The organism is Aquirufa sp. Wall-65K1 (genome assembly GCF_054558475.1).
This window is the reverse complement of the sequence record NZ_JBPXKD010000002.1, coordinates 15,871-41,900: the sequence shown is the minus strand read 5'-3', so window position 1 is coordinate 41,900 and position 26,030 is coordinate 15,871. Positions and strand designations below refer to the sequence as shown.

Annotated in this window: 21 protein-coding genes; 12 read left to right on the top strand and 9 right to left on the bottom strand. The window is 38.5% G+C overall.

Annotated features, from left to right (window positions below; translation table 11 throughout):
- The first annotated feature begins 62 nt into the window (after positions 1-62).
- Together ACST15_RS03520 and glpK are read left to right on the top strand one after the other, a co-directional pair.
- Positions 63-764, top strand: coding sequence for an MIP/aquaporin family protein (locus ACST15_RS03520; protein ID WP_459453266.1), 702 nt, complete (start codon positions 63-65; stop codon positions 762-764).
- Between the two features lie 8 nt (positions 765-772).
- On the top strand, positions 773-2,263 hold the full coding sequence (gene glpK / locus ACST15_RS03515; RefSeq protein WP_459453265.1) for a glycerol kinase GlpK: 1,491 nt from the start codon (positions 773-775) through the stop codon (positions 2,261-2,263).
- Here glpK and ACST15_RS03510 read toward each other — a convergent pair.
- A complete protein-coding gene (locus tag ACST15_RS03510; protein ID WP_262495125.1) occupies positions 2,260-2,382 on the bottom strand; it encodes a hypothetical protein in 123 nt (40 codons plus the stop codon). The genes glpK and ACST15_RS03510 overlap by 4 nt on opposite strands.
- Positions 2,383-2,392: 10 nt before the next feature.
- Entirely contained in the window at positions 2,393-3,874 is a 1,482-nt protein-coding gene (locus ACST15_RS03505) for a type III PLP-dependent enzyme domain-containing protein (RefSeq protein WP_459453264.1), read from the bottom strand.
- A 102-nt stretch (positions 3,875-3,976) separates the two neighbouring features.
- On the opposite strand from ACST15_RS03505, the gene ACST15_RS03500 reads away from it, so the two are divergent.
- Complete coding sequence (locus ACST15_RS03500) at positions 3,977-5,347, top strand: UDP-N-acetylmuramate--L-alanine ligase (protein ID WP_459453263.1); 1,371 nt, start codon at positions 3,977-3,979, stop codon at positions 5,345-5,347.
- Here ACST15_RS03500 and ACST15_RS03495 read toward each other — a convergent pair.
- Complete coding sequence (locus tag ACST15_RS03495; RefSeq protein ID WP_459453262.1) at positions 5,333-6,607, bottom strand: DUF349 domain-containing protein; 1,275 nt, start codon at positions 6,605-6,607, stop codon at positions 5,333-5,335. The two genes, ACST15_RS03500 and ACST15_RS03495, sit on opposite strands and share 15 nt — an antisense overlap.
- A gap of 220 nt (positions 6,608-6,827) precedes the next feature.
- Here ACST15_RS03495 and ettA point away from each other — a divergent pair, with 220 nt between their 5' ends.
- The 5 genes from ettA to ACST15_RS03470 are packed head-to-tail and all read left to right on the top strand — an operon-like array spanning position 6,828 to position 12,592.
- Complete coding sequence (gene ettA / locus ACST15_RS03490) at positions 6,828-8,495, top strand: energy-dependent translational throttle protein EttA (RefSeq protein WP_459453261.1); 1,668 nt, start codon at positions 6,828-6,830, stop codon at positions 8,493-8,495.
- Positions 8,496-8,867, top strand: coding sequence for a DMT family protein (locus ACST15_RS03485; protein WP_459453260.1), 372 nt, complete (start codon positions 8,496-8,498; stop codon positions 8,865-8,867).
- A 30-nt stretch (positions 8,868-8,897) separates the two neighbouring features.
- Positions 8,898-9,857, top strand: a complete 960-nt coding sequence (locus ACST15_RS03480; protein WP_459453259.1) for an AAA family ATPase — start codon at positions 8,898-8,900, stop codon at positions 9,855-9,857.
- 55 nt (positions 9,858-9,912) lie between these two features.
- Positions 9,913-12,123, top strand: a complete 2,211-nt coding sequence (locus ACST15_RS03475) for a glycosyl hydrolase family 28 protein (protein ID WP_459453258.1) — start codon at positions 9,913-9,915, stop codon at positions 12,121-12,123.
- 10 nt (positions 12,124-12,133) lie between these two features.
- The gene (locus tag ACST15_RS03470; protein ID WP_459453257.1) at positions 12,134-12,592 is read left to right on the top strand and encodes a DUF1569 domain-containing protein; all 459 of its coding nucleotides are present in this window, start codon (positions 12,134-12,136) and stop codon (positions 12,590-12,592) included.
- On the opposite strand, the gene ACST15_RS03465 is transcribed toward ACST15_RS03470, so the two are convergent.
- Positions 12,593-13,030, bottom strand: a complete 438-nt coding sequence (locus ACST15_RS03465; protein WP_459453256.1) for an Lcl C-terminal domain-containing protein — start codon at positions 13,028-13,030, stop codon at positions 12,593-12,595.
- 444 nt (positions 13,031-13,474) lie between these two features.
- On the opposite strand from ACST15_RS03465, the gene ACST15_RS03460 reads away from it, so the two are divergent.
- From ACST15_RS03460 to ACST15_RS03445, 4 genes are read left to right on the top strand one after another with little or no spacing between them, the layout of a single operon-like run.
- On the top strand, positions 13,475-14,236 hold the full coding sequence (locus tag ACST15_RS03460) for a hypothetical protein (RefSeq protein WP_459453255.1): 762 nt from the start codon (positions 13,475-13,477) through the stop codon (positions 14,234-14,236).
- Positions 14,237-14,262: 26 nt separating this feature from the next.
- Positions 14,263-17,559, top strand: a complete 3,297-nt coding sequence (locus ACST15_RS03455; protein WP_459453254.1) for a tetratricopeptide repeat protein — start codon at positions 14,263-14,265, stop codon at positions 17,557-17,559.
- Positions 17,560-19,248 (top strand): TonB-dependent receptor, encoded by a 1,689-nt coding sequence (locus ACST15_RS03450; protein WP_459453253.1) that lies wholly within the window; start codon positions 17,560-17,562, stop codon positions 19,246-19,248.
- 38 nt (positions 19,249-19,286) lie between these two features.
- A complete protein-coding gene (locus ACST15_RS03445) occupies positions 19,287-20,312 on the top strand; it encodes an NAD(P)H-dependent glycerol-3-phosphate dehydrogenase (RefSeq protein ID WP_459453252.1) in 1,026 nt (341 codons plus the stop codon).
- Here the strand turns inward: ACST15_RS03445 and ACST15_RS03440 are convergent, their stop codons facing one another.
- From ACST15_RS03440 to ACST15_RS03420, 5 genes are all read right to left on the bottom strand, one after another.
- The gene (locus ACST15_RS03440) at positions 20,313-20,705 is read right to left on the bottom strand and encodes an HIT family protein (RefSeq protein ID WP_459453251.1); all 393 of its coding nucleotides are present in this window, start codon (positions 20,703-20,705) and stop codon (positions 20,313-20,315) included.
- A gap of 1 nt (position 20,706) precedes the next feature.
- Positions 20,707-22,668 (bottom strand): KUP/HAK/KT family potassium transporter, encoded by a 1,962-nt coding sequence (locus tag ACST15_RS03435; protein WP_459453250.1) that lies wholly within the window; start codon positions 22,666-22,668, stop codon positions 20,707-20,709.
- Positions 22,669-22,994: 326 nt separating this feature from the next.
- Positions 22,995-23,855, bottom strand: a complete 861-nt coding sequence (locus tag ACST15_RS03430) for a dienelactone hydrolase family protein (RefSeq protein WP_459453249.1) — start codon at positions 23,853-23,855, stop codon at positions 22,995-22,997.
- A 48-nt stretch (positions 23,856-23,903) separates the two neighbouring features.
- Complete coding sequence (locus ACST15_RS03425) at positions 23,904-25,277, bottom strand: monooxygenase (protein WP_459453248.1); 1,374 nt, start codon at positions 25,275-25,277, stop codon at positions 23,904-23,906.
- The gene (locus ACST15_RS03420) at positions 25,274-25,969 is read right to left on the bottom strand and encodes an AlbA family DNA-binding domain-containing protein (RefSeq protein ID WP_459453247.1); all 696 of its coding nucleotides are present in this window, start codon (positions 25,967-25,969) and stop codon (positions 25,274-25,276) included. The genes ACST15_RS03425 and ACST15_RS03420 overlap by 4 nt, the downstream gene beginning before the upstream one ends.
- Between the last annotated feature and the right edge of the window lie 61 nt (positions 25,970-26,030).

Sequence of the window (26,030 nt, the reverse complement as noted above, 5' to 3'; positions counted from 1 at the left end):
CGAAAAAAGCCTATTTATTATAGATAAATTTCATATTTTTGAAGGTATTTAAACCTTAAACAATGAGTTCTATTTTTATTGGAGAATTAGCCGGAACTGCCACCTTGATTTATTTGGGAAATGGTGTAGTGGCTAACGTTTTATTAAAAGGCACCAAAGGACATCAAACAGGCTTACTAGCCATAGCGGCTGCTTGGGCATTTGCTGTTACTATTGGCATATTCGTTTCAACTTATTTTGGTAGCCCGGGGGCTCATTTAAATCCCATAGTTACGATTGCCGGATGTGTCAAAACGGGAGATTGGGCACTCTTTACTACCTACGTAGGTGGGCAAATCTTGGGAGCCATGTTAGGGCAACTATTGGTCTGGCTTCATTACCACCCTCATTACCAGGTAACAGAGGAGGCTGGAGCCATTAAAGCTACTTTTTGTACAGATCCAGCCATCAAAACATGGCCATTCAACTTTATCTCTGAGGCTTTTGCCTCCGCATTAATCATTGTGGCTTTGGGAACATTTTCTACGATTGAACATGGACTTGGACCCTTTTTAGTCGGCATACTTGTTTGGGCAGTTGGTTTAGCTTTAGGAGGTACCACAGGTTATGCTGTCAACCCTGCAAGAGATTTAGGTCCTCGTATCATGCATTTCATTTTACCCATTCCCAATAAAGGAAAAAGCGATTGGGAATATGCTTGGATTCCTGTATTAGGACCTTCGGCGGGCGCTTTGATTGGCGCATATTTACTGACATTAAACTAATTTTTCCCATGTATATCGGATCCATTGACCAAGGAACAACAAGTTCTAGATTTATTATTTTCAACAAAGGTGGAGAAATCATCTCCATGGGCCAGAAGGAACATGAGCAAATTTATCCGCAAGCAGGCTGGGTAGAACATAATGCCGAAGAAATTTGGCAAAATGTACAAGAGGTCATTGGGCTAGCACTGGGTAAAGCCGGTTTATCTGCCCGAGATATTGCCGCTGTTGGAATTACAAATCAACGAGAGACTACGGTCGTTTGGAATAAAAAAACAGGAAAACCCTACCATAACGCCTTGGTTTGGCAAGATACCCGCGTCGGATCTGAATTAGCAGAGCTTGCCCAAGAAGGTGGAATGGATCGCTTCCGGGCTAAAACAGGATTGCCCTTAGCCACCTATTTCAGCGGTCTAAAATTACGTTGGTTACTGAATCATGTACCTGGCTTAAGGGAGGATGCGCTAAAAGGAGATGCCCTGTTTGGCACCATGGATTCCTATATATCTTGGCAATTAACGGGTGGAGTAGAAGGGGGAATTCACATTACCGATGTGACCAATGCTAGTAGAACCCAATTAATGGACTTATCCACTTGCGCATGGGATGATGAAATATTGGAAGTTTTACATATTCCCAAAGCTATGCTTCCTGAAATTAAAGCTAGTTCCCAAGTATATGGAAACGCCAAAGGAGTTTTAGATGGAGTACCTTTAGCTGGCATTTTAGGTGACCAACAAGCTGCCTTGGTTGGCCAAACTTGTTTTAATCCTGGTCAAGGAAAAAACACCTATGGGACAGGATGTTTTCTTTTGATGAACACAGGTCAACAAGCCATTCCTTCACAATTTGGTTTATTAACTACGGTAGCTTATCAATTGGGTAACGAACCAGTGCATTATGCACTGGAAGGCTCCGTTGCCATTGCTGGCTCACTGGTTCAATGGTTACGAGATAATTTAGGCCTAATACAAAATAGCCCTGATATTGAAAATCTTGCTAGGGAGGTGGAAGACAATGGAGGCTGCTATTTTGTGCCAGCTTTTTCTGGACTTTATGCTCCATATTGGAAACAAGATGCCCGTGGCGTTTTGGTTGGCCTAACCAGCTATGTCAATAAAAGCCATATTGCTCGAGCGGCCTTAGAAGCCACCGCTTTTCAAACATGGGAAGTATTAGAAGCCATGGAAAAAGATGCTGGTATTCCGATTACTTCCTTACGGGTAGACGGCGGCATGGTAGTTAATGAATTATTGATGCAATTCCAATCTGATATCCTGGGACAAGAAGTCATTTGCCCTAAAATTATTGAAACTACAGCCTTAGGTGCAGCCTATGCGGCCGGTCTTGCCGTTGGATATTGGGAAAACTTGGAGGATCTGAAGAAAAATTGGGCCATCCAACATCGCTGGAATTCCCAAATGGATGACAGCCTACGATCCCATATGAAAAAACAATGGAAGAAAGCTGTATCTAAAAGTTTCAACTGGGAGGATTAACCTCTTTTCACTTTCGGGGCATCAGCACGGGTAGTACCGTAAGCTGGACAATTGGTATTTTGTGAACAAGCTGCACATACAAAAGTGGCAAGCAACACGATGGCCAATACTTTTTTCATATAATTAGTTTTAAACAGATGCTAATTTAGTTTTTGCTTTTATCTCAAGCTCTATTTTCGTATTTAATTCTTCCTCTGAGGTAAGCGTGTTTGGTTGGTTATAACCCAAAATATTCAACATGGAACTACTATTTTGCTCCTCAGAAAACAAACGGGTTGTCACCGTTCCATCTTCTAAACGATCAATAATCACATGCTTAGGCGCAGGAATCAAACAATGTTGAATACCTCCATAACCTCCTAAGGACTCTTGGTAAGCTCCTGTGTGAAAAAAGCCAACGTACTGTCGCTCAGTCGCTTCCTCAAAAATAGGTAAATATAAATCAGAACTATGCGCTTCCGTATTATAAAAATCCATGGAATCACATGTCAAGCCTCCTAAATTCACTTTTTGGTAGGGAGAGCCCCAATTATTAACCGGTAACATGATGTACTTTTGGTTCATTCCCCATGAATCAGGTAACTGAGTGATGAAAGAACCGTCAATCATATACCAAAGCTCTTTATCATTTTGCAATTTTTGATCTATAATCTCATACAAAACGGCCCCACTCTCTCCTACTGAATACGAACCAAATTCCGTAAAAATATTAGGAACAGGCACATTGTTTTTATTACAAATCCATGAGATAGATTCTACTATCTCATCAACCATGGCTTGGTAATCGTAATTAAATTGCAATGAAGTTTGAATCGGCAGGCCTCCTCCTAAATCAATGGAATCCAATTCTGGGCAAATCTTTTTAATCTCACAATACTTGTAAATAAAGCGACTCAACTCCGACCAATAATAGGCACTATCTTTAATACCTGTATTGATGAAGAAATGTAACATCTTCAAATTAAAACGTGGATTCGGCTTGATTTTATCTAAATAAAGTGAATTCACATCAGAATAACGTACCCCTAAACGAGAAGTATAAAAGGCAAAATCCGGTTCCTCATCAGTAGCAATACGTATGGCCAAATTAACTTTGTCTGCCGTAACGGATTTCTCATAAAAATCAATTTCCTTTAAATTATCTAATATTGGAATACAATTGAATCCTTCATTGATAAACTCTGAAATGTATTGAGTATACAAAGGCTGCTTATATCCATTGCATAAAATATAAGTCGATTTAGAAATTTTCCCACGCTCATACATATCCCGAATTATGGGTATATCAAAAGCACTGCTCGTTTCTAAATGAACATGCTGTTTAATGACCTCATCCAATACAAAGGAAAAATGGGAGGATTTAGTACAATAACAATAGGTGTAATTTCCCTTGTAATTGTATTTCTTGATGGCATTTCTAAACAATAATTTGGCATTATCGATATGCTCCCCAATCTTGGGTAAATAGGATAATTTTAATGGTGTACCATATTGTTTAATGATCTCCATCAAAGGGACATTATTAAACAATAACTCATTGTTCTCATTGATATTGAATTCCCGAGTAGGAAATTCAATGGTTTGATCAATTAGATCGATGTAATTTTTCATGGATACTTACCAAATTAAAAAACGAGTACTCTCGAATTGTGGAAAAACGTGCAAAACTGCAATAAAAGTATGTACTTTGCAAACTATTCTATACAATGTTACATGCCAAAAATTCATTTTATCGCTATAGGTGGTGCGGCGATGCATAATCTAGCCTTAGCACTTCAGGTTCAAGGTTATAAAATTTCAGGTTCAGATGATGAAATCTACGAACCATCGAAAAGCTTGCTAGAGAAACACGGCATTTTGCCTGAAAGTTTTGGTTGGTTTCCAGAAAAAATACAAAGCGATTTAGATTGTGTCATTGTAGGCATGCACGCCCGTGCTGATAATCCCGAATTACTCAAAGCTCAAGAATTAGGAATTCGTATAGAATCTTACCCTTCATTCTTGTATGAACATAGTAAAAATAAACAGCGCATTGTCATAGCTGGAAGTCATGGAAAAACCAGCATTACTTCCATGGTATTACATGTTCTTAAGACACTCCATAAAAAATTTGATTACCTAGTTGGAGCCAAAATTGAGGGATTTGACTTAATGGCCTCATTATCCGACGCACCGATAATTGTCATTGAAGGAGATGAATATTTGGCCTCCCCCATCGACAGAAGAGCTAAATTTTTATTGTACCAAGCTCATATTGCGTTAATTTCTGGGATCGCTTGGGATCATATCAATGTGTATCCCACTTTTGAATCCTACACAGCTTCTTTCGAAGAATTAATTAAATCCATGCCCAAAGCAGGCAGTCTATTCTACGATCAAACAGATAGAACCTTAGAACAATTAACGGACTCTTGCCCAGACCACACGGAAAAAACAGGCTATGAAGCACATCCATCTTATATTAAAAATGGACTAACCATTTTAAAAGGTTTAGATGGGAAAGAATATGAAATTCAAATTTTTGGTGAGCACAGTTTAAAAAACCTGAATGGCGCTCGTTTACTTTGTGAACAAGTAGGTATTTCTACCAGCGATTTTTATTTAGCAATTCAATCATTCAAAGGCGCTGCTAAACGCCTGGAGCTGGTTGGCAAGTCCGACTCCACTTTATTTTACAAAGATTTTGCTCATTCCCCTTCTAAGGTAAAAGCTACCACAGAAGCACTTAAAAGCCAATATCCCCAAAGAAAGCTGATTGCTTGTCTTGAATTACATACTTTCAGCAGTTTAAATCCTGCCTTTCTGCCTCATTATGCCAAGACATTAGATGCAGCAGATGCTGCTGTCATCTATTTAAGCGAGCATGCACGGGAGATAAAAAAAATGGAGCGAATGGAAGATGATCAGGTACAACCCTATTTTCAACACCCGAATTTGATTATTCTAAGAGATCCGGCCGCCTTGAAAGCTTACCTAGCACAGCAAACTTGGAACCAATGTAACCTGTTAATGATGTCCTCAGGTACATTTGATGGGCTAGATTTTTCAGGTTTAGCCCATCAAATGGGATTAAGCGTTGAGTAATTGATCCAATTCTGTTTTAAAACCGGTCAAAAGAATTTCCTTCATACTGATTTTACGCTTTTGCGTATTAATCTTACTTTGTATCGGTTTTTCTTCCATTTGGCGATCCTGTTCAGCTTGGGCGATAAAGCTTTCCAATTCACTGCGCTCTTTCTTTGTCATGTAATCCATTTGATTAATCATGATTTTCAATTGCTCAATTCTTGGTTTATCGTTTAAAGCAGGATGACGGTAAGAAATAACCCTCAATAAATAGTTCATCTCAAAAATCTTATCGCAAATGGTTCTGAAACGTTCTGCCAAACTACGATCCAAGGATTTCATTTGTGCTGTAATTTCTTTCCACTTCACTAAATAAGCTTTCGCTTTATCTGCCGTAGCAGGCATATTTACCTGATCTCCCAATTTGGATTCTAGCTCCTGGGTCATCGCCATTAGCTCTTGAACCCGAGGGTCAATACGAGGTTTAACCTCAATACCTTTAATTCGATTGTATTTTTCAAAAAACATATCGTTTGCCTTTTTGAAATTCTTCCAAAGCATCGATTGTTTTTTCGGAGGTAAACCTAAAACGGTTTTCCACTCCTTTTGTAATTCTTTTACCTTACCCACAGAATCATCAATATCGGGTGCTTTTCTCAATTGATGCACCCCATCAATAAATCCTTGTAATTTGGCTATTTTCTCATCTATGATTCGATTCTTCTCTTCAAAATACACCCTTCTTCGTAAGAAAAATGCCTCTAAAATTGCTTGAAAAGAATTCGTTAATTCGTCTTGATATTGGCGATCTACCGGCCCGGTTTTAACCCATTTGGATTTTATTTCTACCAATTGCTCCGTAGCCACTAAAACATCTTCCCCGTGAGCAGCATTTTTTGCGTCTTCTATTAGAGCGCGTTTAATCTCTAAATTCTTAACCTGATTTTGTTGAATCAATGAGCGTAAAAACTCTTCAATTCTATCCAACTCATCAAATAATGGTTTAAAATCACCTAGGCCATCAAACTCAGACAAATAAGCCTTCATTTGAACTACTTTTGTCAAAAATGAACCTTTGTTTTGGACTTCCTTGACTTCGTTGGATAAATCCGCGACTTTTTTCTTGGCTAATTCAAAACGGTTGACAAAATACTGCAATGCTTCTTGTTCCGTATTACGAACAAAACCAATCTCACGCTCGGGAAAGTTAAGAAATGCTTTGATATAGACTTTGCCATCTCGACAAAATCCAAATTCATTGGAGGTGGTTGCTTCCATCTTTTTTGATATAAGAGAGCTTCAAGCAAATGCCCTGGCTCAAAAATTAGGTGTGGTTTAAATAATCTTTTTTACAAAGCCCTAAATTATTTAAATTTTAATAAATCTCTAAACATTTTGGATTAATAATCTTTTTAAAAATCACTAAAACAAAAAATAATCCGGAAACAGTTTCCGGCTTTTTACGATATTTGCATCTTATTAAAATTCCAAACGCCGCATGAGCAACGAAACAATCATATTTTCGATGGAAAGGGTCTCTAAGACCATCCCTCCACAGAAAACTATTTTAAAAAATATTTACCTGTCATTCTTTTACGGAGCCAAAATTGGAGTCCTGGGTCTTAATGGTTCCGGAAAATCAACTTTGCTACGCATCATTGCAGGAATCGATAAATCATACACGGGCGAAGTTGTTTTTTCTCCGGGTTATACCGTGGGTTTGCTGGAGCAAGAACCCCAACTTGATCCCAATAAAACTGTGTTGGATGTGGTGGAAGAAGGGGTAGCTGAAATCAAAAACCTTTTGAGAGAATTTGATGAAATCAATGAAGCTTTTGGTGATCCGGATGCTGATTTTGACAAATTACTTTCCCGACAAGGTGAAGTACAAGAAAAATTAGATCATTTCAATGCCTGGGAACTGGACAATCGTTTAGAAAAAGCAATGGATGCTTTGCGTTGTCCTCCGTCTGATTCGCTCATTAGTACTTTATCTGGAGGAGAAAAAAGACGTGTTGCTCTTTGCCGATTATTATTACAAGAACCCGATGTTCTATTGTTGGACGAGCCTACCAACCACTTAGATGCTGAATCCGTTTGGTGGTTAGAAGAACATTTACGCCAATACAAAGGAACGGTGATTGCCGTTACCCACGACCGTTATTTCTTAGACAATGTGGCAGGATGGATTCTAGAACTTGACCGTGGTGAAGGGATTCCTTGGAAAGGAAATTATTCCTCATGGTTGGAGCAAAAGCAAAACCGTTTGGCTCAAGAAGAAAAAACTGAGTCTCGTCGACAGAAGACTTTACAGCGTGAGTTGGAATGGGTAAGAATGGCCCCAAAGGCTCGTCAAGCTAAATCAAAAGCACGTATTGGGGCCTATGAAAAGCTCCTTTCGGAAGAAAATAAACAAAAAGAAGACAAATTAGAGATCTACATTCCCGCAGGTCCACGTTTAGGAAATAAAGTGATTGAGGTACAAGGTGTTTCCAAATCGTATGGTGATAAGTTACTTTTTGAAAATCTAAGTTTTTCCTTGCCTCCTGCAGGAATTGTCGGCATAATTGGCCCCAATGGTGCGGGTAAAACCACCCTGTTTAAATTAATCACTGGTCAGGTACAACCCGACTCTGGTAGTTTTGAAGTGGGGGAAACTGTTCAACTGGCCTATGTGGACCAAGAGCACCATCAATTAAAAGCAGAAAAATCAGTATTTGAAACGATCTCTGATGGAAACGATTGGGTCATGTTAGGTGGAAAGCAAAGCAATGCCCGCGCCTATGTGAGTAAATTCAACTTCAATGGGGCTGATCAAGAGAAAAAAATTGGCAACCTTTCGGGGGGAGAGCGAAACAGAGTGCACCTTTCTATGATGTTAAAAGAAGGAGCCAACGTTTTATTGCTGGATGAACCTACCAACGATTTGGATGTAAATACGCTTCGAGCACTCGAGGAAGGTTTAGAAAATTTTGCAGGATGCGCAGTTGTCATTTCCCACGATAGATGGTTCCTTGACCGAATTGCAACGCATATTTTAGCCTTTGAAGGTGATTCCCAAGTTACTTGGTTTGAGGGCAATTATTCCGAGTACGAAGAAGCTAGAAAGAAACGTTTGGGCAATGACATCATTCCTAAACGAATCCGATATAAAAAATTAAATTAAATGAGAGCTGGCATTACCGTGGCATTGCTCGTTCTATCCAACGTCTTTATGACCTTGGCGTGGTATGGGCATTTGCAATGGAAAGAAAGTTCCTGGCTGAAACATGCAGGAATTTGTACCATCATACTATTCAGCTGGGGACTCGCTTTTTTTGAATATGCCATACAAGTACCTGCCAATCGACTAGGATTTAAGGAAAATGGAGGGCCATTCTCTTTTTTTGAATTAAAGACTATTCAAGAGGCCATTTCCCTCATAGTCTTCACCCTTTTTCTTATTTTCGTGGTGAAGTCTGAAAAACTAGCCTGGAATCATTTCTTAGGTTTTGGCCTAATACTTCTGGCGGTTTATGTTATTTTTAAAAAATGGTAAACCCCAAAGGGATAAAAAACGATTGATACGATGGATTCTAGAGAAAAAATAAATGCCCTGTTACATGAGATGAGTAAGGTGGTAGTAGGGCAAGAAAGGTTGATAAATCGACTTTTAGTGGGTCTATTTACCGGTGGACACGTGCTGTTAGAAGGGGTACCTGGATTAGCCAAAACATTAACCATCAACACCCTAGCAAAAATCCTTGATCTCCATTTTCATCGCATCCAGTTTACGCCAGATCTATTACCAGCTGATTTGGTAGGAACCATGATTTATAATCCCTTAAAAAATGAGTTTGAAGTAAAAAAAGGACCCATTTTTGCTCAAATCATTTTAGCCGACGAAATAAACCGTGCTCCTGCCAAAGTGCAATCAGCCTTGTTAGAAGCCATGGCTGAAAAACAAGTAACGATTGGCGATACTACCTATCCATTAGATAAGCCCTTTTTAGTTTTAGCCACTCAAAACCCTGTTGAACAAGAAGGAACTTTTCCTCTTCCAGAAGCGCAAGTGGACCGCTTTATGCTTAAGGTATTCTTGAATTATTTAGATAAAGAACAAGAATTAGAGGTAATGCGGAAAATGTCCAACATGGACTTTGAATATGAGGTAAAGACCATCATGAATTTGGAAGATATTCAGAAAATCAGGAAGGAAATCAACCAAATCACCATCAGTGAAACCTTAGAAAAATACATCATTGAATTAATCTTTGCCACACGTAATCCTGCCGAATATGGATTAGTTCAAGAGGCGAATTACATTCAGTTTGGCGCATCACCCAGAGCCAGCATACACCTCAATCTAGCCGCAAAAGTAATGGCTTACCTAGAAGGACGCGACTATGTTTTACCAGAAGACATCAAAGAAATGGCGCCAGATGTATTGAATCACCGCATCATCCTCAATTATGTGGCAGAAGCAGATGGCATAAGCACCCTTCAAATTATCCAATCTATTTTAAGTAGTGTGGCGATAAATCGCTAGGTAACGGGTAAATTTTATTGACATTCCCCTTTTAAAGTCAATGAAATCCGAATACATGAAAACTCGCCTAGCATTTCTTTTGCTTAGTATTGCCTTATTTAGTTTCCAAACCGCTGAACCTCTGCGTGTTTTTCTCATTGGTGATTCTACCATGGCAGATAAAGTCCCTGCCGATTATCCAGAAACTGGCTGGGGAATGCCTTTCGCTCACTTATTTAACGAGGCCGTAGAAGTACAAAACCATGCCTATAATGGTCGGAGCACCAAAAGTTTCCGAAAAGAAGGAAGGTGGGCTAAAGTCTTTCAACAAATCAAAAAAGGTGATTATGTTTTCATTCAATTTGGGCATAATGATGCCAAAATATCCGATACCAGTAGATATGCTGCGGCGCAAACTGATTACCGGGAAAATATCACTCGGTATGTCAAAGAAACTCGATCCAAAGGAGGGATTCCCGTTTTATTAACATCCATCCAAAGGCGTAAATTTGATTCCACAGGGGCCTTTGTGGATCAGCACGGCGAATACCCGCAAGTAGTCAGAGAAGTAGCTAAACAAGAAAAAGTCCTCCTGATCGACTTAGAAAAAATCAGTAGGGCACAAATTGAAAAATTAGGCCCCGACTTATCTAAAAAAATATACCTGCATTATCCTGCCGGAATCTTCAAAAAATTCATGAAAGGAGTCTCAGATGACACTCACTTTTCAGTTTACGGAGCCTCTTGGATGGCACAAGCAGTAGCTTCAGCCATATTTGATTCCAATGAAGCGCTCAGAAGCTTTCTCAAAAAATCAGCCTTCAGCCAAAAATACCAATATGAAATACCCTTAGTAGCGGGCACAGCATTTAAATTAGATACTTTTTCCATCGTTCGCTATGGGGCTATTTCTTCTCCAAGTCAACTTAATACCACTGCTATTCAACAAGCCATAGATGTTTGTCATGAGCAGGGTGGTGGAGTGGTTCATCTACCAGCTGGATTTTGGCTTAGTGGCCCGATTATTTTAAAATCAAATGTCAATTTACACTTAGCTTCTGGTGCCTTATTACAATTTAGCCGCCAAAGTAAAGACTATCCACTGGTGAAAACATCTTGGGAAGGAGTAGAAGCCATTCGTGCGCAATCTCCCATTTCAGCCTTTCATGCTACGAATATTGCCATCACTGGGCATGGAATAATCGATGGGGCTGGTGAAGCCTGGCGACCTGTCAAAAAGGGTAAATTAACAGCTGGTGAATGGGCTGAATTAGTCAAATCAGGAGGTGTCTTAAACGACACAAAAGATACTTGGTACCCAACTTCCCGAGCTTTAAAGGCCGCCAAAATGGACCGTGCAGGTGTGGTAGCTGCGGGTTGGACCATCGAAAAGTCAGAGGAAATCAAAGAGTTTTTGAGACCCAATATGATTAGCCTGATTGAATGTGAACAAATCTTATTGCAAGGTGTCAGCTTTCAAAACTCCCCTGCTTGGAATATCCATCCATTACTTTGTAAGCACCTAACAGTCAACGAAATAAAAGTTAAAAATCCATGGTTTGCTCAAAATGGAGATGGGATAGATATTGAATCATGTGAATATGTCTTGGTTAAAAATAGCAGTTTTGATGTAGGTGATGATGGTATTTGCCTCAAATCGGGTAAAGACGAAGAAGGGAGAAAAAGGGCTAGGCCTAGTGCACATATTTGGATTGACCAGTGCCAAGTATTTCACGGGCACGGAGGCGTGGTGGTAGGCAGTGAAATGTCTGGAGGAGTTCATGATTTATATGTTTCCAACTGTCAATTTTTAGGTACAGATGTGGGACTTCGTTTCAAAACAGCTAGAGGAAGGGGTGGCATTGTGGAAAATGTGTACATTCGAGATATTCTGATGAAAAATATTGCTGGAGAAGCTATTCTCTTTGACATGTATTATCAAGGTAAAGATCCACTAAGCACTTTTGGCAATGGGGAAGAAAAACCCGTCATTGCTAGTATGCCAGTCAATGAAGGAACTCCTCAGTTTAAATCCATTTGGGCAGAACGCATACGTGTAAAAGGTGCTCAGACAGGCCTTCTGATTCGCGGATTACCCGAAATGCCCATCAGGCAAATCAAATTGCAGGATGTACAAATCGAATGCGATCAAGCCTACCGGGCAATTGAGGCTGATGACATTGATTTAGAGCAAGTTATATTCTCCAAAACAAAAGACATCAAAAGTGAACTTTACCACGTTAAGCATTGGAAATTTGCGGGCAAAGAGCTAACATTAGTACCTTAAAAGAAGCATTATGCCCTTGCCATCTATTTATAAATCAGAAACTAGCCAACAATTACTTGCCAGAATTGATGCATTAAAGCCTGACTCCAAGGCCCTATGGGGAAAAATGAACGTGGCTCAAATGTTGGCTCATTTATGCGTTCCATATGAACAAATCAAAGGGGAAAACACAGAGCAAGTTCCTTGGTACCTTAAATTATTCTTGAAATTATTTCTAAAGAACCTCTTAACCAATGAGGCTCCTTACCTAAAAAATGCCCGCACAGCTCCATCATTCCTCAAGGTGAATGAGCATGATTTCGAAATAGAAAAAAACCGTTTAAAGACCTACATCCTAGAGATTGAAAGAATGGGTGCGAAAGAACTGTGTCAACGACCTTCTCTTAGTTTAGGAATACTCAATGAAACCGAGTGGAACAATATGCTTTACAAGCATTTAGACCATCACTTACGACAGTTTGGAGTATAATTAAAAAGTCCTGACCGCTAAAACTCGCATACTTAGACGTTTAAAATAGTTGGTTTGCATACCCGTGTTCAAATTATGAGTCACGGCATGTTCTTTATCTATTTCTGTGGAAGTCCAGTACCATGCAGATTTGAACACATTATTGGACTTCATTTTTTTAAGATTCAACTTTTGATGAATTAATTCAAATTCCTCCTGCGTGGGCAATCGCCAATCATCAAAACCATTTAAGTTGAGATTTTCACAGGCGATGAGCGCATTAGGATAATCAAATTGTCCGATATCCTTGGTCGTGGCAATCAAACCATGGTTATCTTTTTCAAAAATCACATAACCTCCCAATTTTTCCTGAGGGGCTTTTATCGTAGCCCTTTGACCTAAGGAAATAAAAGCAGCACTACAAATGAATAATACGATGGCAAAAAATTTCACTAGCATAAATTGATAATTCCATTTCAAAGTTCTGAAATTATTCCTACAATCATTTCATTTAGGCTCTAATTTGAATGTTTTTATTCCAAGAACTTACCCGACATAATACCCTAGGCTGTGCTAAATTTAGGTCCATTGGTCTATTCATCTTGCAAATAAGGGCAAAAAGCCGTATTTTGAAGTAATTTTACTTTGAACTTAACAAAAACCAATTTAACCATTACCTAGCATATTCCTGCCTACGAAAATTTAATTCAGGAATACTACCATGGAGTGCTTTTTCTCTGAGGGGCAAATGGGTAAATGTTCCTATCATAGAACTGAGAAATTCATCATTTCTCCTGAACATGATACCACAAAAGTGTCAAAGGAAATATGTCAAGGATGAATCGTTTTATTTCATAAAATGAAAAAATAAGCTCCTTGCACAATTTGTTAGCCAGATTAATTATGTCAATCCATATAGAAGAACATACTACTTTAGATGAAATCGTATTTCAGAATAGAAATCAAGAATACGGCGCATTTCAATTAAGGGCTATTTATCCTTCTACTTTAAATAAATCAGCTCTAAAAGGATCCCTCCTTTTTACCCTGGTCATCGTATTGATGTTTTGTTACCATATCTGGGAGGATGCTCAGTCCCAGAAAACAGATGTAGGCAAAGAGGTGATGGCAGAAGTAATGCGATTAGCTCCTCCCCCTCCAGTAAAAAAACAGGATGAGTTAGCTCCACCTCCGCCCAAAGAAATTCCAAAAGTTACCACAACTAAGTTTTTACCCCCAGAAATTAGACCTGATGATGACCCTGAGCCAGTAGTTAGGCCACCAGAGCAAGATAAAATCAAAGGTAATCCAGGAAGAGTGGATGCCATAGGAGATGTTACGGAGGGGCAAGCAGACGGAGCAGAGATAGAAGCAGAACCTCCGGCCATAGCTTACCCATTCAATAATGGGGTTTGGGAGTGGCCCAGCGGAAAAAGTCTGCAAAGCCTGATTCCGGTAGGCTCCACCGCTTGCTCTGTTGACTTTAGAATCAAAATTAAAGCGGATGGAACGGTGAAAGAAATTCAGACCAACAGTGATTGCGAAAGTAATGTGGAGGGAATTCTCACAAATTATTTTAAGAACCATCGTTTTGTATTACAAAACTCCAAAAAAGTGGGAATCGGTGCGGCAGTGACTTCAAAAAAAGAGTACATTTTGAATTAAAGTAAGATTCCCTATTGAAAATTGACATGATGACGGCAAATAAATCAGCCCATTTTTACACATCTATTTACCTATTCTTCTTCATTTTGGGAATAGGTCTTCTGATGACGCTACCGGGTTTTTCACAAGACTCCAACATCAATAAAAGCCCAGCAGAGCAATTTAGAGTAGCCAAAGATTATTACAATGCCGCCAATTACGCGGCGGCTAGAATGGAATTTTCTTTGTTCTTGGAAAAAAATGCCAAAGATTTCGATCGTAATTCCAATGAAATTGTTGATGCAGAATTCTTTATCGTATTATGTGATTTTTACATCAACACCACGCGAGCCAAGGTGGCAGTGGAACGTTTTATTGCCAACCATCCTTCAAGTTTAAAAACATCTATTTTGGTTAAGGAAATTGGGAGCTTTCTCTATAAAGCAGGTCAATACCAAGATGCAATTCAATACATAGAACAACGAGTATCCATCTTAGATCCTGAAATACGATTTCAATTAGCGATTTGTTATTTACAGGTGGGCTTAAATACCAAAGCGCTGAGCTTGTTTGAATTATTGAGTAATGATGACAATGAATCTGTGGCCTACGCAGCCTCCTATTATTCGGGATTATTGAAGTTAAATCAAAAACAATTTTCTTCGGCCATTTTTGATCTAAAAAAGGCGGACGAAGCTCCTTTTCAATTAGCTCAAATTCCCCTTTCTGATTCGGTTTGGGTCAGAATTAAAAGACAAATTCCCACCATGATTACCCAGGCCTATTACCAAATGGGACCTGAAAAATACGCTGATTTAATTGCTTACGCGGAGCCAATTGTATTAAATGACCGTAGAGAGGTAGAGAAATCTGATATCGCTAGGTTGTTGGGGGACATCTATTTTAACCAAGGAAAATTTAGCAAGTCGGCTGAAATTTATGCCAAATATTTAGTGATTAATGAAAACAAAAAAACGGTGTTGCAAAGTAACACCGAGGATATTCCGCTGAAACAGGCCTTTTCATTCTTCAAATCTGGGCAGTATCAAGCCAGTGAAAATTTACTCAACAAAATTATTGGAAATGAAAACTTGACTGATTCTTTAAGTCAATTAATTCACTATCAAATAGGGATGTCTCAATTTCATCTCAAAAACTATACTGCTGCAGTTTCTTCCTTAGAAAAAGCCATTCAAGTTAATTGGAATAAATCTTTGTCAGAAGATGCCTCTTTCAACTTATTGGTAAGCTTGGAAAACCAAGGGTCTTTTGATGCCTTGTTAGGTAAAATAAAGGAATTTGTTCGTCAATATCCTCAAAGCAAGCACCTGGTACCGCTAAATACCATGATTGTTCATGCCATCAGCGAATGTAGCAAAGAAGGCACTGGCATTTACCAAGTCAAGGAATTTTTCACCTTTAATATTTTTGCTACCGAAGAATTTAAAAAAGCCTATCAAGAGAGAGCCTATGCCCTAGCCATAGAACTTTTTGATCGCCAAGACAATCTCGCTCATGTCGATCAAATCCTGGGTTTAATCGAAGAAGTAAAAGCATTTCCATTCAACCCTCAATTGGTCTTTTTAGCCAAGGTTTTACAAGGTGAAACCTATAGTATTTTAGGCAAAGCTTACCTTCAAAAGAAAAAGTCTCCCCTAAATAAAGAGGAAGAAAAAGTGTACCAATACTATTTAAACCAACTTATTAATATTTATTCCTCCATTCATCAAATCCCTGTACCGAAAAATCCAGGAAGGGAATTGGCTTTGGATAGCTTAGCGCTAAAATTTCAACTAAAATCAGCCTTGTTAAATACCTTGATTGATTTAAATCAACAAAGACCGACACAGTTAGCTTTGGCAGAGGAATTGTTTAACTCCCCATTAGCAGATGCATCTACCCGAAAAAAGGTGATTGAAGTATGGAAATACAATTCGACCAAAGAGGCATCTGAATACCAAGAAAATAATATTCTTGCTCAAACCATCGGCTTGTTGGAAATCGCCTATAACAAAGGGAGCACTTCAGAAAAAGAAAATTATTTGTGGGATAAAATCAAAATCCTAGAAAAGCTTCGTAGATACGAAGATGTAAGTGATTTATATGGGAAATTTTTGAAGGAGTTCCCCAATTCCATCCATAAGGAAACGGCTACCTTGAATCAATGGATTAGTTTATATCAAAAAGGAGGCCGTGAAAATTTAATTCAAGCCATAAAGGGCTTCTCAGATATTTTAGGAAAAAATCCACCTACTGCCCTAAACTATAAAAGAGCTCTGGATTTTAGGTCGCAGACATATGATAAGCTATCCATCCTATCCCAGGGTGAAGAACTCATGAACTTTGGACGATTAGCCATTCAGGATAAGGAGGAGCAATTGGGTAGTAGCCACGGAGACACCATCCGTGTGAGTGTAGTAAATAAGCTTAAAAACATTTACAAAAGATTAAATCTTGAGGTAGAATGGGTGAAAAAGCATTACCAAGAATATGGAAGCGAGGAGAAGTTTTGGGAAGATTGCATGGAGATTTACCAAAGTAAACGCTGGGATATAGCCCGAACTACCCTTTTAGAATTTCAAAAAATCTATCCTAATTCGAAGAATAGTAATACCCTTTTAAAAAATCTAGCTGCTAGCTCAGATAGCTTACATGATTATCCAAAGGCTATTGAATTTTATCAACAAATTATCAGCAAAAAAGATAAATTTAAAACAACGGAGGTTATTAATGCAGCGAAAAGAACGGGGGAATTAGCCCTGACAAATAAGCAAATAGATGTGGCGATTCATTCTTTTCAGTTTATCAAGTCGTATACTAAAGTTAGCCGTTATCAGAAATTAGCCAATGAAAATTTAGTTCAAATCTATTTACAATCGAAGCAGTTGGATTCCTTGTATCAATTAACGTCCACCTGGGATGACTTGTATGAAGTGGATGAGAAAAATGAATTCTATCAACAATATGTACAAATTTCAGAAGAAGCCCAACAGCCTGAATTAGTTAAAAAATGGTTACAAAGAATCAGTGTTAATAACCATTTAAGCCCGATTGTTCAACAGATTGTAATAGGTGCTGAAGCTGAATTGAAATATGCTCAGCTCTTATACCAAGAAAAGAAACACGCTGAATTGGATGAACTATTAGACAAAACCTTGATTAGAAAAGTGGTTCCGACAAACATTCGGACCAAAAAAACCTATTTCAGAGGGCTATTATTATATGCTGACAATTTAATGGCCATAGATCAAAAAGATAAAGCCATGGGATATTATATGGCATTAGCTAAAAATATGACCAAAGAAAATGATGTAAGAAATTTAGCCAAGAGTCGATTAAAATAGATGAAAACCAGCACGAGAAATTCATACTTCCGATATATTCTTCTTATCATTGGCTTTATGGTAAAGACCGAAATGGCCTTGTCATTTGTTCCCCAAACGGCAGATACCATTCGTATTAATCGAGAAGTCAATTTAGGAGAATTAAAACTTTCCCAAGAGAAAATTAAATTACCCACTTTTCAGGATAAGAAAAGCAGCCAAAAGCCAGTGGATGTGCCCTTAAACTGGAGTAGCCAAGAGGAACATCCTTTGAAATGGTCTAAAATCAATCCGAGGGACGGGGAGATTTATGGATTGGATTCTCTGAATAACAACATAATTAGGGTAGGTGCCGGAAATTTTGGATATACCTATTTGAATTTAAATCTGAATAAAGCAGATCAAAGATTAGGCTTTTATTTATCCCATGATGCCTATGCGGAAGGGCCTGTGGCTGATATCTTTTCAAGAAAAAAATTGAACAATGTCAAAGTCTGGAGTCGCTCTCGAGCAGATAGCAAACTAGAATTGGAGACCCATGCCGCTTATTCCCAACTGGGGACTAATTACTACGGATTTGAACCCGGACAAAAAATCCCAAGTTTCCGTGATCAGCGATTAGTATACGATACCTATAACTTTTTCGGAAAATTTGGCACCAATATCCCCCGATCAACCTTTGATTTTAATGCTAGCCTAGATGTCTCAAGGATAAGTAATCTGAGTGAAGTCAGCGAATTAACTAGCAATGGCTCCTTCTATTCTAAGATAAAATTAAAGTCCAACTCATTCATCAACTTAAGTGGGGAAATGATACTCTCAGAATACAAAACCCCTTCTCTGACCCTGACGAGGAGTTTCTCTAGGCTTAGACCTTTTTATACCTATTCTAATTACTTTGTAACTGTTTCAGCAGGAGCCCATTTCTTACAAGAAACAAGTGACGGCCCTGAACCAGCTAAGACAAGCTTTTTCCCTCAATTTTTAATCGACTTTTCTAGCCTAGACTATATCCATTTTTTTGCGGGATTAGGTGGAGATGTGCAATTCAATACTTATGCCAATTTTGTGAAACAAAATCCATGGGTTTCTCCTACTATTTTATTGAAAAACTCATCTCAAGTCGGTAACCTTTATGCTGGAATTAAAGGTACCAACCGTACCGATAAAGATAAAGCAGGAGATATTGATTTTGAATTTAAGATTGCTTATTCAGAATATACAGATTTACCCATCATTACTAATGCTGCATCAGATCCTACCCAATTCGTATTAAGTTATGTTGGTGGCTTAAAAAAGGTTCAGGTCACTACCTTCTCAGGAAATTTTGACCTACAAATAAGTCGATCCATCAAAAGTGCGGTCCGATTTAATTATGATAGCTACGAATCCTTAGGAGATTTGGAGAAAGCATTTCATAGGCCTGCCTGGAAGATAAATTGGAATGGGACCATCCTATTAGGTAACAAACTTTCTCTTATTCCTACCATCGAATACATTAATGGATTATATGCTTGGAGTCCAAAGGATTCAAAGGCCATAGCCATGGACGAGATTTTTGATTTAAATTGTCATATCAATTTCAAGTTCAATGATAAAGTAGCTCTAGGAGTTAATTTGAATAATTTATTGAACAGAAATTTCCAACGCTACCTGAATTATCCTAGCCTAGGTTATAATTTTGGAGGAGTACTGACATATTCCTTTTAAACTAAACTCATTCCATCTTTTTAAATTAATTTTGTGCTATGAGTCAAATCGAGGAACTAAAGAAAAAAATCCCTACCCACATCACGGTATTGGGAGGGGGAAGTTGGGCAACAGCTCTAGTCAAAATCTTATCCGAAAATCAGGTTAAAATCAAGTGGTGGATTCGAAGAAAATCGGACGTAGACTTTATCAGAAAATACAACCATAATCCTAGTTATTTAACCGATGTAGCCATAAATCCGCGGAAAGTAAAGACATACCACAAAATGTCTGATGCTTTGAATGGAGTAGAATACATCATTTTGGCAGTTCCCGCAGCTTTTATTCCAAGTACGCTAAAGGACCTAAATAAAAAGCATTTTGAAGGCAAAAAAGTAGTCTCAGCTATCAAAGGTATGATACCTGATGAAAACATGTTGGTTACTGACTGGATAGAACGCGAATTCAACCTGCCTTTGGGGCAAACCTGTGTGATCGCTGGACCATGTCATGCGGAAGAAGTAGCTTTAGAAAAACAATCTTACCTGACAATTGCATCTCCCAATTTGGCTTTAGCTCAGACTTTTTCTAACCTCCTAAATAGTCGTTTTTTACAATCTCATGCTATTGAAGATTTATACGGAGTGGAGTATTGCGCCGTTATCAAAAATATCATAGCCATGGCCTGCGGTATTACGCGAGGATTAGGTTTTGGTGATAACTTCCAAGCTGTCTTGGTTAGTAATGCCATGCAAGAAATTAAACTTTTCTTGGATGCGGTATATCCTGAAACAAACCGTGATTTAAATAGCTCTGGATATTTGGGCGACTTATTGGTGACCGCCTATTCGCAGTTTTCCAGAAATAGAACCTTTGGAAATATGATTGGAAGAGGGTATTCTGTTAAATCTGCTCAGATTGAGATGAATATGATTGCAGAAGGATATTATGCTGTGAGAAGTATTTACCATATATCAAGACAACATAACATCCACCTACCGATCATTGAAGCAGTATATGCCATTGTATACGAAAAAGCGAATCCTCAATTAGAGATGAACAAATTGAAGGGCTTTCTCAAGTAATTACAAAAACGAACGAATCTGTTCGGCCGTTTTTGCCAAGGAATCCTGACTAACTTGTAGCTTAGCTTGCGTGAAATTCAAATCGTTGGCTGTGTTCATAGGTACTAAATGTACGTGCGCGTGAGGCACTTCCAAACCAATAACTGCAATACCTATGCGCTTACATGGAATAGCCTTTCTGATGGCTGGGGCGACACTTTGAGCAAATTTCATCAGGTCACCCAACATATCTGGTGACAGATCAAAAATATAGTCAATTTCTTGCTTAGGCACCACCAAGACATGCCCTTCTACCAAAGGCATTACATCCAAAAATGCTAAAAAATGCTCATTCTCAGCTATTTTGTGACATGGAATTTCTCCTGAAATAATTTTGCTAAATATTGTACTCATATTAGTCTATACGTCTCAAATTACACTTTGAAATAGGTTTGATGATTAATGGTACTTTTTCTAATTTCACCGCATCACTATCTAAACCAAACCATTTATCTTCCGAATTCATGAACTGTTTTAAGAAGAAATAAAACTTCATAACCAATCTGTCCATCAGAGGTAATTCATTATCAAAGGACAAGAATTTCTCCAATACAACAAAACGGAAATCACCAATCACATTTTGCTCATTTAAGGATTTATAACGAGAGGTAATATCCACCTCTCCACGGGCCACCATTTCCTCAACTACTTTTCTAAAGTATAAATTGATTCTTTGTTCCACCCGAAAACCCAATTTAAAATTCACTTTAATGATATCATCTGGTTCTATCACCGTTACCTTATAATCCATAGTATAAGGTTCATCTAGTGTATCTACGTGTACAAACCAGTAAATATCAGCTCGTTTGGGTCTGCGTTGAAAAATGGAATAGATAATCTTAGATTCAATGTCAGAAACTCGCCCTGCATTCGACATAAAGACCAAATGTGTGGCATATTTTGGTATGGTTTCATCTCGACTAAGTTCCTTCAAAGGTTCTACGTAATCAGATAATTTTTCATATTCCGTCAAGTCTTTCTTAATACGTGTAGCTCTGAACCACACATACATAACCAATAAAATCACACCAGCTATAAACAAGGAAACATAACCTCCATGCGAGAATTTCTGCAAGTTGGCTACTAGAAATGCTCCTTCTAAGGAAATATAAACGACTAAAAATAGGAGTATCCACCACATGTCGACTTTCTTAATGTGAAGGTAATAAGCCATCAGTGAGGTCGTCATTAACATGGTTAAGGTAATCGCTAAACCATAGGCTGCTTCCATGTTAGATGATTCTTTGAACCAAAGTACCACACCTACACAACCCATCCATAAAAAGATATTGATGGAGGGCACATATAATTGTCCCTTTTGATCTGAAGGATAAATCAAGCGAACTTTTGGCCAGAAATTCAAGCGAATAGCTTCCGAAATCAAAGTAAAAGAACCAGAAATCAAAGCCTGGCTAGCAATGACAGCCGCAGCCGTAGCGATACAAATACCTGTGAATAAGAATTCTCTAGGCAGTAATTCGAAAATAGGTTTTCTGCCATCCAATAACATTCCTTGATGATGCAATAACCAAGCCCCTTGTCCGAAATATTGCAATAACAGAGCAATTTTAACAAAAATCCAACTGATTCGGATATTTTCACGACCGCAATGACCTAAATCTGAATACAGTGCTTCCGCCCCTGTAGTACATAAAAATACGGCTCCTAAAGTCCAAAAACCAGCTGTCCCGGCTTGATGAGTTGTCAAAAGTTCCCATGCATAATGCGGTGATACGGCTCTCAAAATACTCCAGTCATTCTCAATCCACATTAAACCTGTAAAGGCCAACATACTAAACCAAAGCAACATAATAGGGCCAAATAACTTACCTACTACCTTGGTTCCTAAAATTTGGAAAATAAATAAAGCAGTTAATATAACGATTACGATGGGAACTGTATCCGTCACATAGGGTAGTCCTTCTTTTGTTTTCAACATTTTTAAACCTTCCACAGCCGAAGAAACCGAAATTGGGGGCGTAATAATTCCATCGGCCAATAAAGTGGCTCCACCAATGATGGCTGGTAAGGTTAACCATTTAGCATGACGGCGAACTAAAGCAAATAGGGCAAAAATACCCCCTTCTCCTTTGTTGTCTGCACGCAAGATTAAAATTACATACTTGAGGGTAGTTTGGAGGGTCAATGTCCAAAAAATACAGGACAATCCTCCCAATATCATCAGCTCATTGATAGGGTCATTTCCTATGATGGCCTGCATAACATACAAAGGAGATGTCCCAATATCTCCGTAGATGATACCCATAGCTACCAGCAGACCAGCTGCCGTAACAGTATTTTTGTGTTTTTGTTCCATTATAATGTGTGGGAGCGTAAATGTATTACCAATCGAATGTGTTTATCGTAAGAATGCAATAATTGCAAAAAATTGTACTATTATCGGTTGGTTTCTTGAAATATTTCAAGAAACGGCAGCAAATATACCTTCAATTTTCATATAAAAAACAGCTATTTTTTATTTTCTTATAATTGATGTAAAAAATTGATTTATAGCTCCTAATTGCCACATATTCAGAACAAAAAAAAATTGCTTATCAGATTACTCAGTTAATTTTTCGTGTCTAATCCTCTTCCAATACTATGGATAAAAAAAGGGAAGCACACTGCTTCCCTTCTGTATGATTATTTCAATGTTTGGTCAAAAAGACCCATGGTTCTTGACCAAGCTAATTTGGCCACTTCAGCATTATACCGAGCTGGGGAAGAATCATTATTAAATGCATGTTGAGCTCCCTCATAAACAAAGATTTGATAATCCTTTTTATTGGCCTTTAATGCCTCCTCAAAAGCAGGAATGCCGGCATTAATTCGCTCATCTAAACCAGCATATTGCAGCATTAACTTAGCTTTTATCTTGGGAACATCGGCTGCTTCAGCCTGTCGACCATAATAGGCCACGGCCGCATTTAATTCAGGATCCATAACGGCCATGGAGTTCACCATGCCTCCACCCCAACAAAATCCTACTACCCCTGTTTTCTTATTACTGTTTTTCAACCCTCTCAAATAATCTAAACCACTTTTTATGTTTTCTAGATTTTGAACTGCATCCAATTTGGCAAATAAGGCTCGTCCTTCATCCTCATTGGCTGGCGTTCCACCAAAGGGAGATAAGGCATCTATACCTAAAGCAATGTAGCCTGCCTTGGCAATGCGACGGGTTACATCCTTGATGTGGGGAGTTAATCCTCTATTTTCATGAATGACTAACACGGCGCCCAGTTTTCCCTTGGAAAGTTTTGGTTGGACTAAATAACCTTTCATGGTGCAATTTTTAGCAGGATAAGAAATATCCTCCATCAATAAATCTGCATCTTGAACCGACACTTGATTGGCCATGGCATAATTGCCTTCTAACATCGGCAAAATAGCTAAAGCAGCAGCTGTGCCCCCCGCTAATTTGCTCAATTTCGCTAAGAACACTTCCCGTTTTAATGGTTTGTGGGTGTACTCATCAAACAGGTTAATAATTTTCTGATCCATAAAATTTTAATTTAAGCATGTGAGTGAAATTGTATCTAGGGCTCTGTCTTAAAGTGCGTAGTAATATCCAAAAATAATGTTCATCTCATCTTCTGAGGTTAAACCAAATCGAATGGTGCGGTTGGTATTATTTTCATAAGTAACCACCGAAGTTAATCCTTCTCCTGCCTTTAACTCTATCACCTTGGGGAAATTAATAACTGTAGGATGGGCCCAGTCGGTACTTTCATAAATAACCTCCCCATTTCGGGCTCCACCTTTGATTTTAATCTGAAATAATTTTCCCCACTGGTGGGTATGCGAGGTCAGCGAGACAATGGCCACGGCCTTGTCAAATGTAAAATCTTTTGAAATAACCGTTTTTTGGTTGGGGGCGATGGTTAAGTTGGTATTATTGAAATCAATCATTTGTACCACTTTTTTCACCTGTTCAGGCTTAACCGTGTACAAATTCACATAATTTTCCCCAAAAATGACTTCATTCGTTTTGTTAAAATAATGTGGATTCAAATCAATGGAGCTATTGGCTGGTAGCATCAAGGCTGTTCCTTCAGGAAAGGAATAATCCGAATTCGGATCTGTCCCTCCACCTAAAAAAATATGATTTTGCATTTGCAAAAAGGTAAACACATTAATGCTATTGTCACTGTTTCGCAAATCTCTCACCTCGTTTAAATTGGGTAAAACTTGTTTATTTTGGAAATCATATAAAACCATGTGGTGACTATTAGGTCTGGATTTTAATTTGATTCGAGAAATATAAACAGGCGCCGCATTATTTAATGGTTTTCGAACAAAAAGCTCCCGCTCAAAATTAGGTGCTATGGAGAACTTCTCAACCTTCAATTGAATTCCTTCTTTGCCTTCTACCGATGGTTCACTCAAAGGACTAAATTCTGAACTAACAGCATAACTAGGAGTCGTATCATCCAATAGTTTGGCATCAGCCACTTCCCCTTTTTCAGGAGCTCCTGCTTCTATCCAATTTTGAATAAATTTCAACTGCCCAACCGACAAAGGCTTGCCGCCCAATGGCATAGGCACACCGTAATCAATGCTGGAATGATGTGCTGCATCCCAATTTAATTTATGGTATAATAAACTTTGTGTGGATTGAAATTTTGTAACTCTCAAAATCTTATTGAGTACGGCATTAGGGTTTTTTGCTGTCACTCCTACAAGTTGTGAATAGGCCGCGGATTTAGCCAAAACTAAGCCATGCTGGGCAAAAGAAGCATCCGTTGCCGCCAAATGGCACCCCGCAGTAGCACAGCTTGGCGTAAAAATACGATCTTGAATTAAGTCAAAAGAAGAGATGATGGAACCCGAAGGATTGGGGGATAACTCAGGTTCCACTGCCTGTTTACTACAAGCAGAAAAAAGCAAACTTAAAACAATAAGTATCCGATAGTTAGTTTTCATCGTAAGGTATAAATATCATATACTTCTCCAGGCAAAATGCGTAATACTCTTGCCAGAACTAAAAGTACCAATTTCCTAGAAGCAAGCCATAAAGGCAAAGATTGCTTCTCAGCAAACAAAGCTAATGTAATCTGTTGATTTTCATGCAAATACTCCATTAACCATTTTTCAGATGCTCCAAAACTAAACTGAATTCCCTCCTCATGCTCCCTTCGTAAAATTTGTTTCATTTCTTTACTTGCCTGAACAGTCCGGTCCTTGATTCGAACATAACATTTTGGCTGAGGCTCGTCTGATAATTGGACCATGTGCGGTTTATCAATACTAGGGAAAATATGGTATACCAAAACAGCTCTATGGGCATCTATTTCTACTCGGTAATTGGTATATGTAAAGACTGGAAAACAATATTTTTCAATGGCACGATCCAGCAGAAATTGCTCTTCGTCAACAAATTTGACACCTTGAACCTGACCTTCATCACTTACTCCTACCAATAAAATCCCGCCGTCTGTATTAGCAAAGGCCACCATTTCCTTGACAATTTTCTCGGGAAATTTCACCTTCATTTTAAATTCCAATCGCTGACCTTCTCCCTGCTTAGCCAAATTTTTTATAGCTTTCAAGTCCAAAAAAGGAGATTTTTCTTCCTCCATTCCCTCATTCCACCAAATCTCTGAGCCTTGATGCATCCTTTGTCGTTTATCGTTATGAATTTACAAAAGATTTATTTCCCAAATATGAAGTCTTATA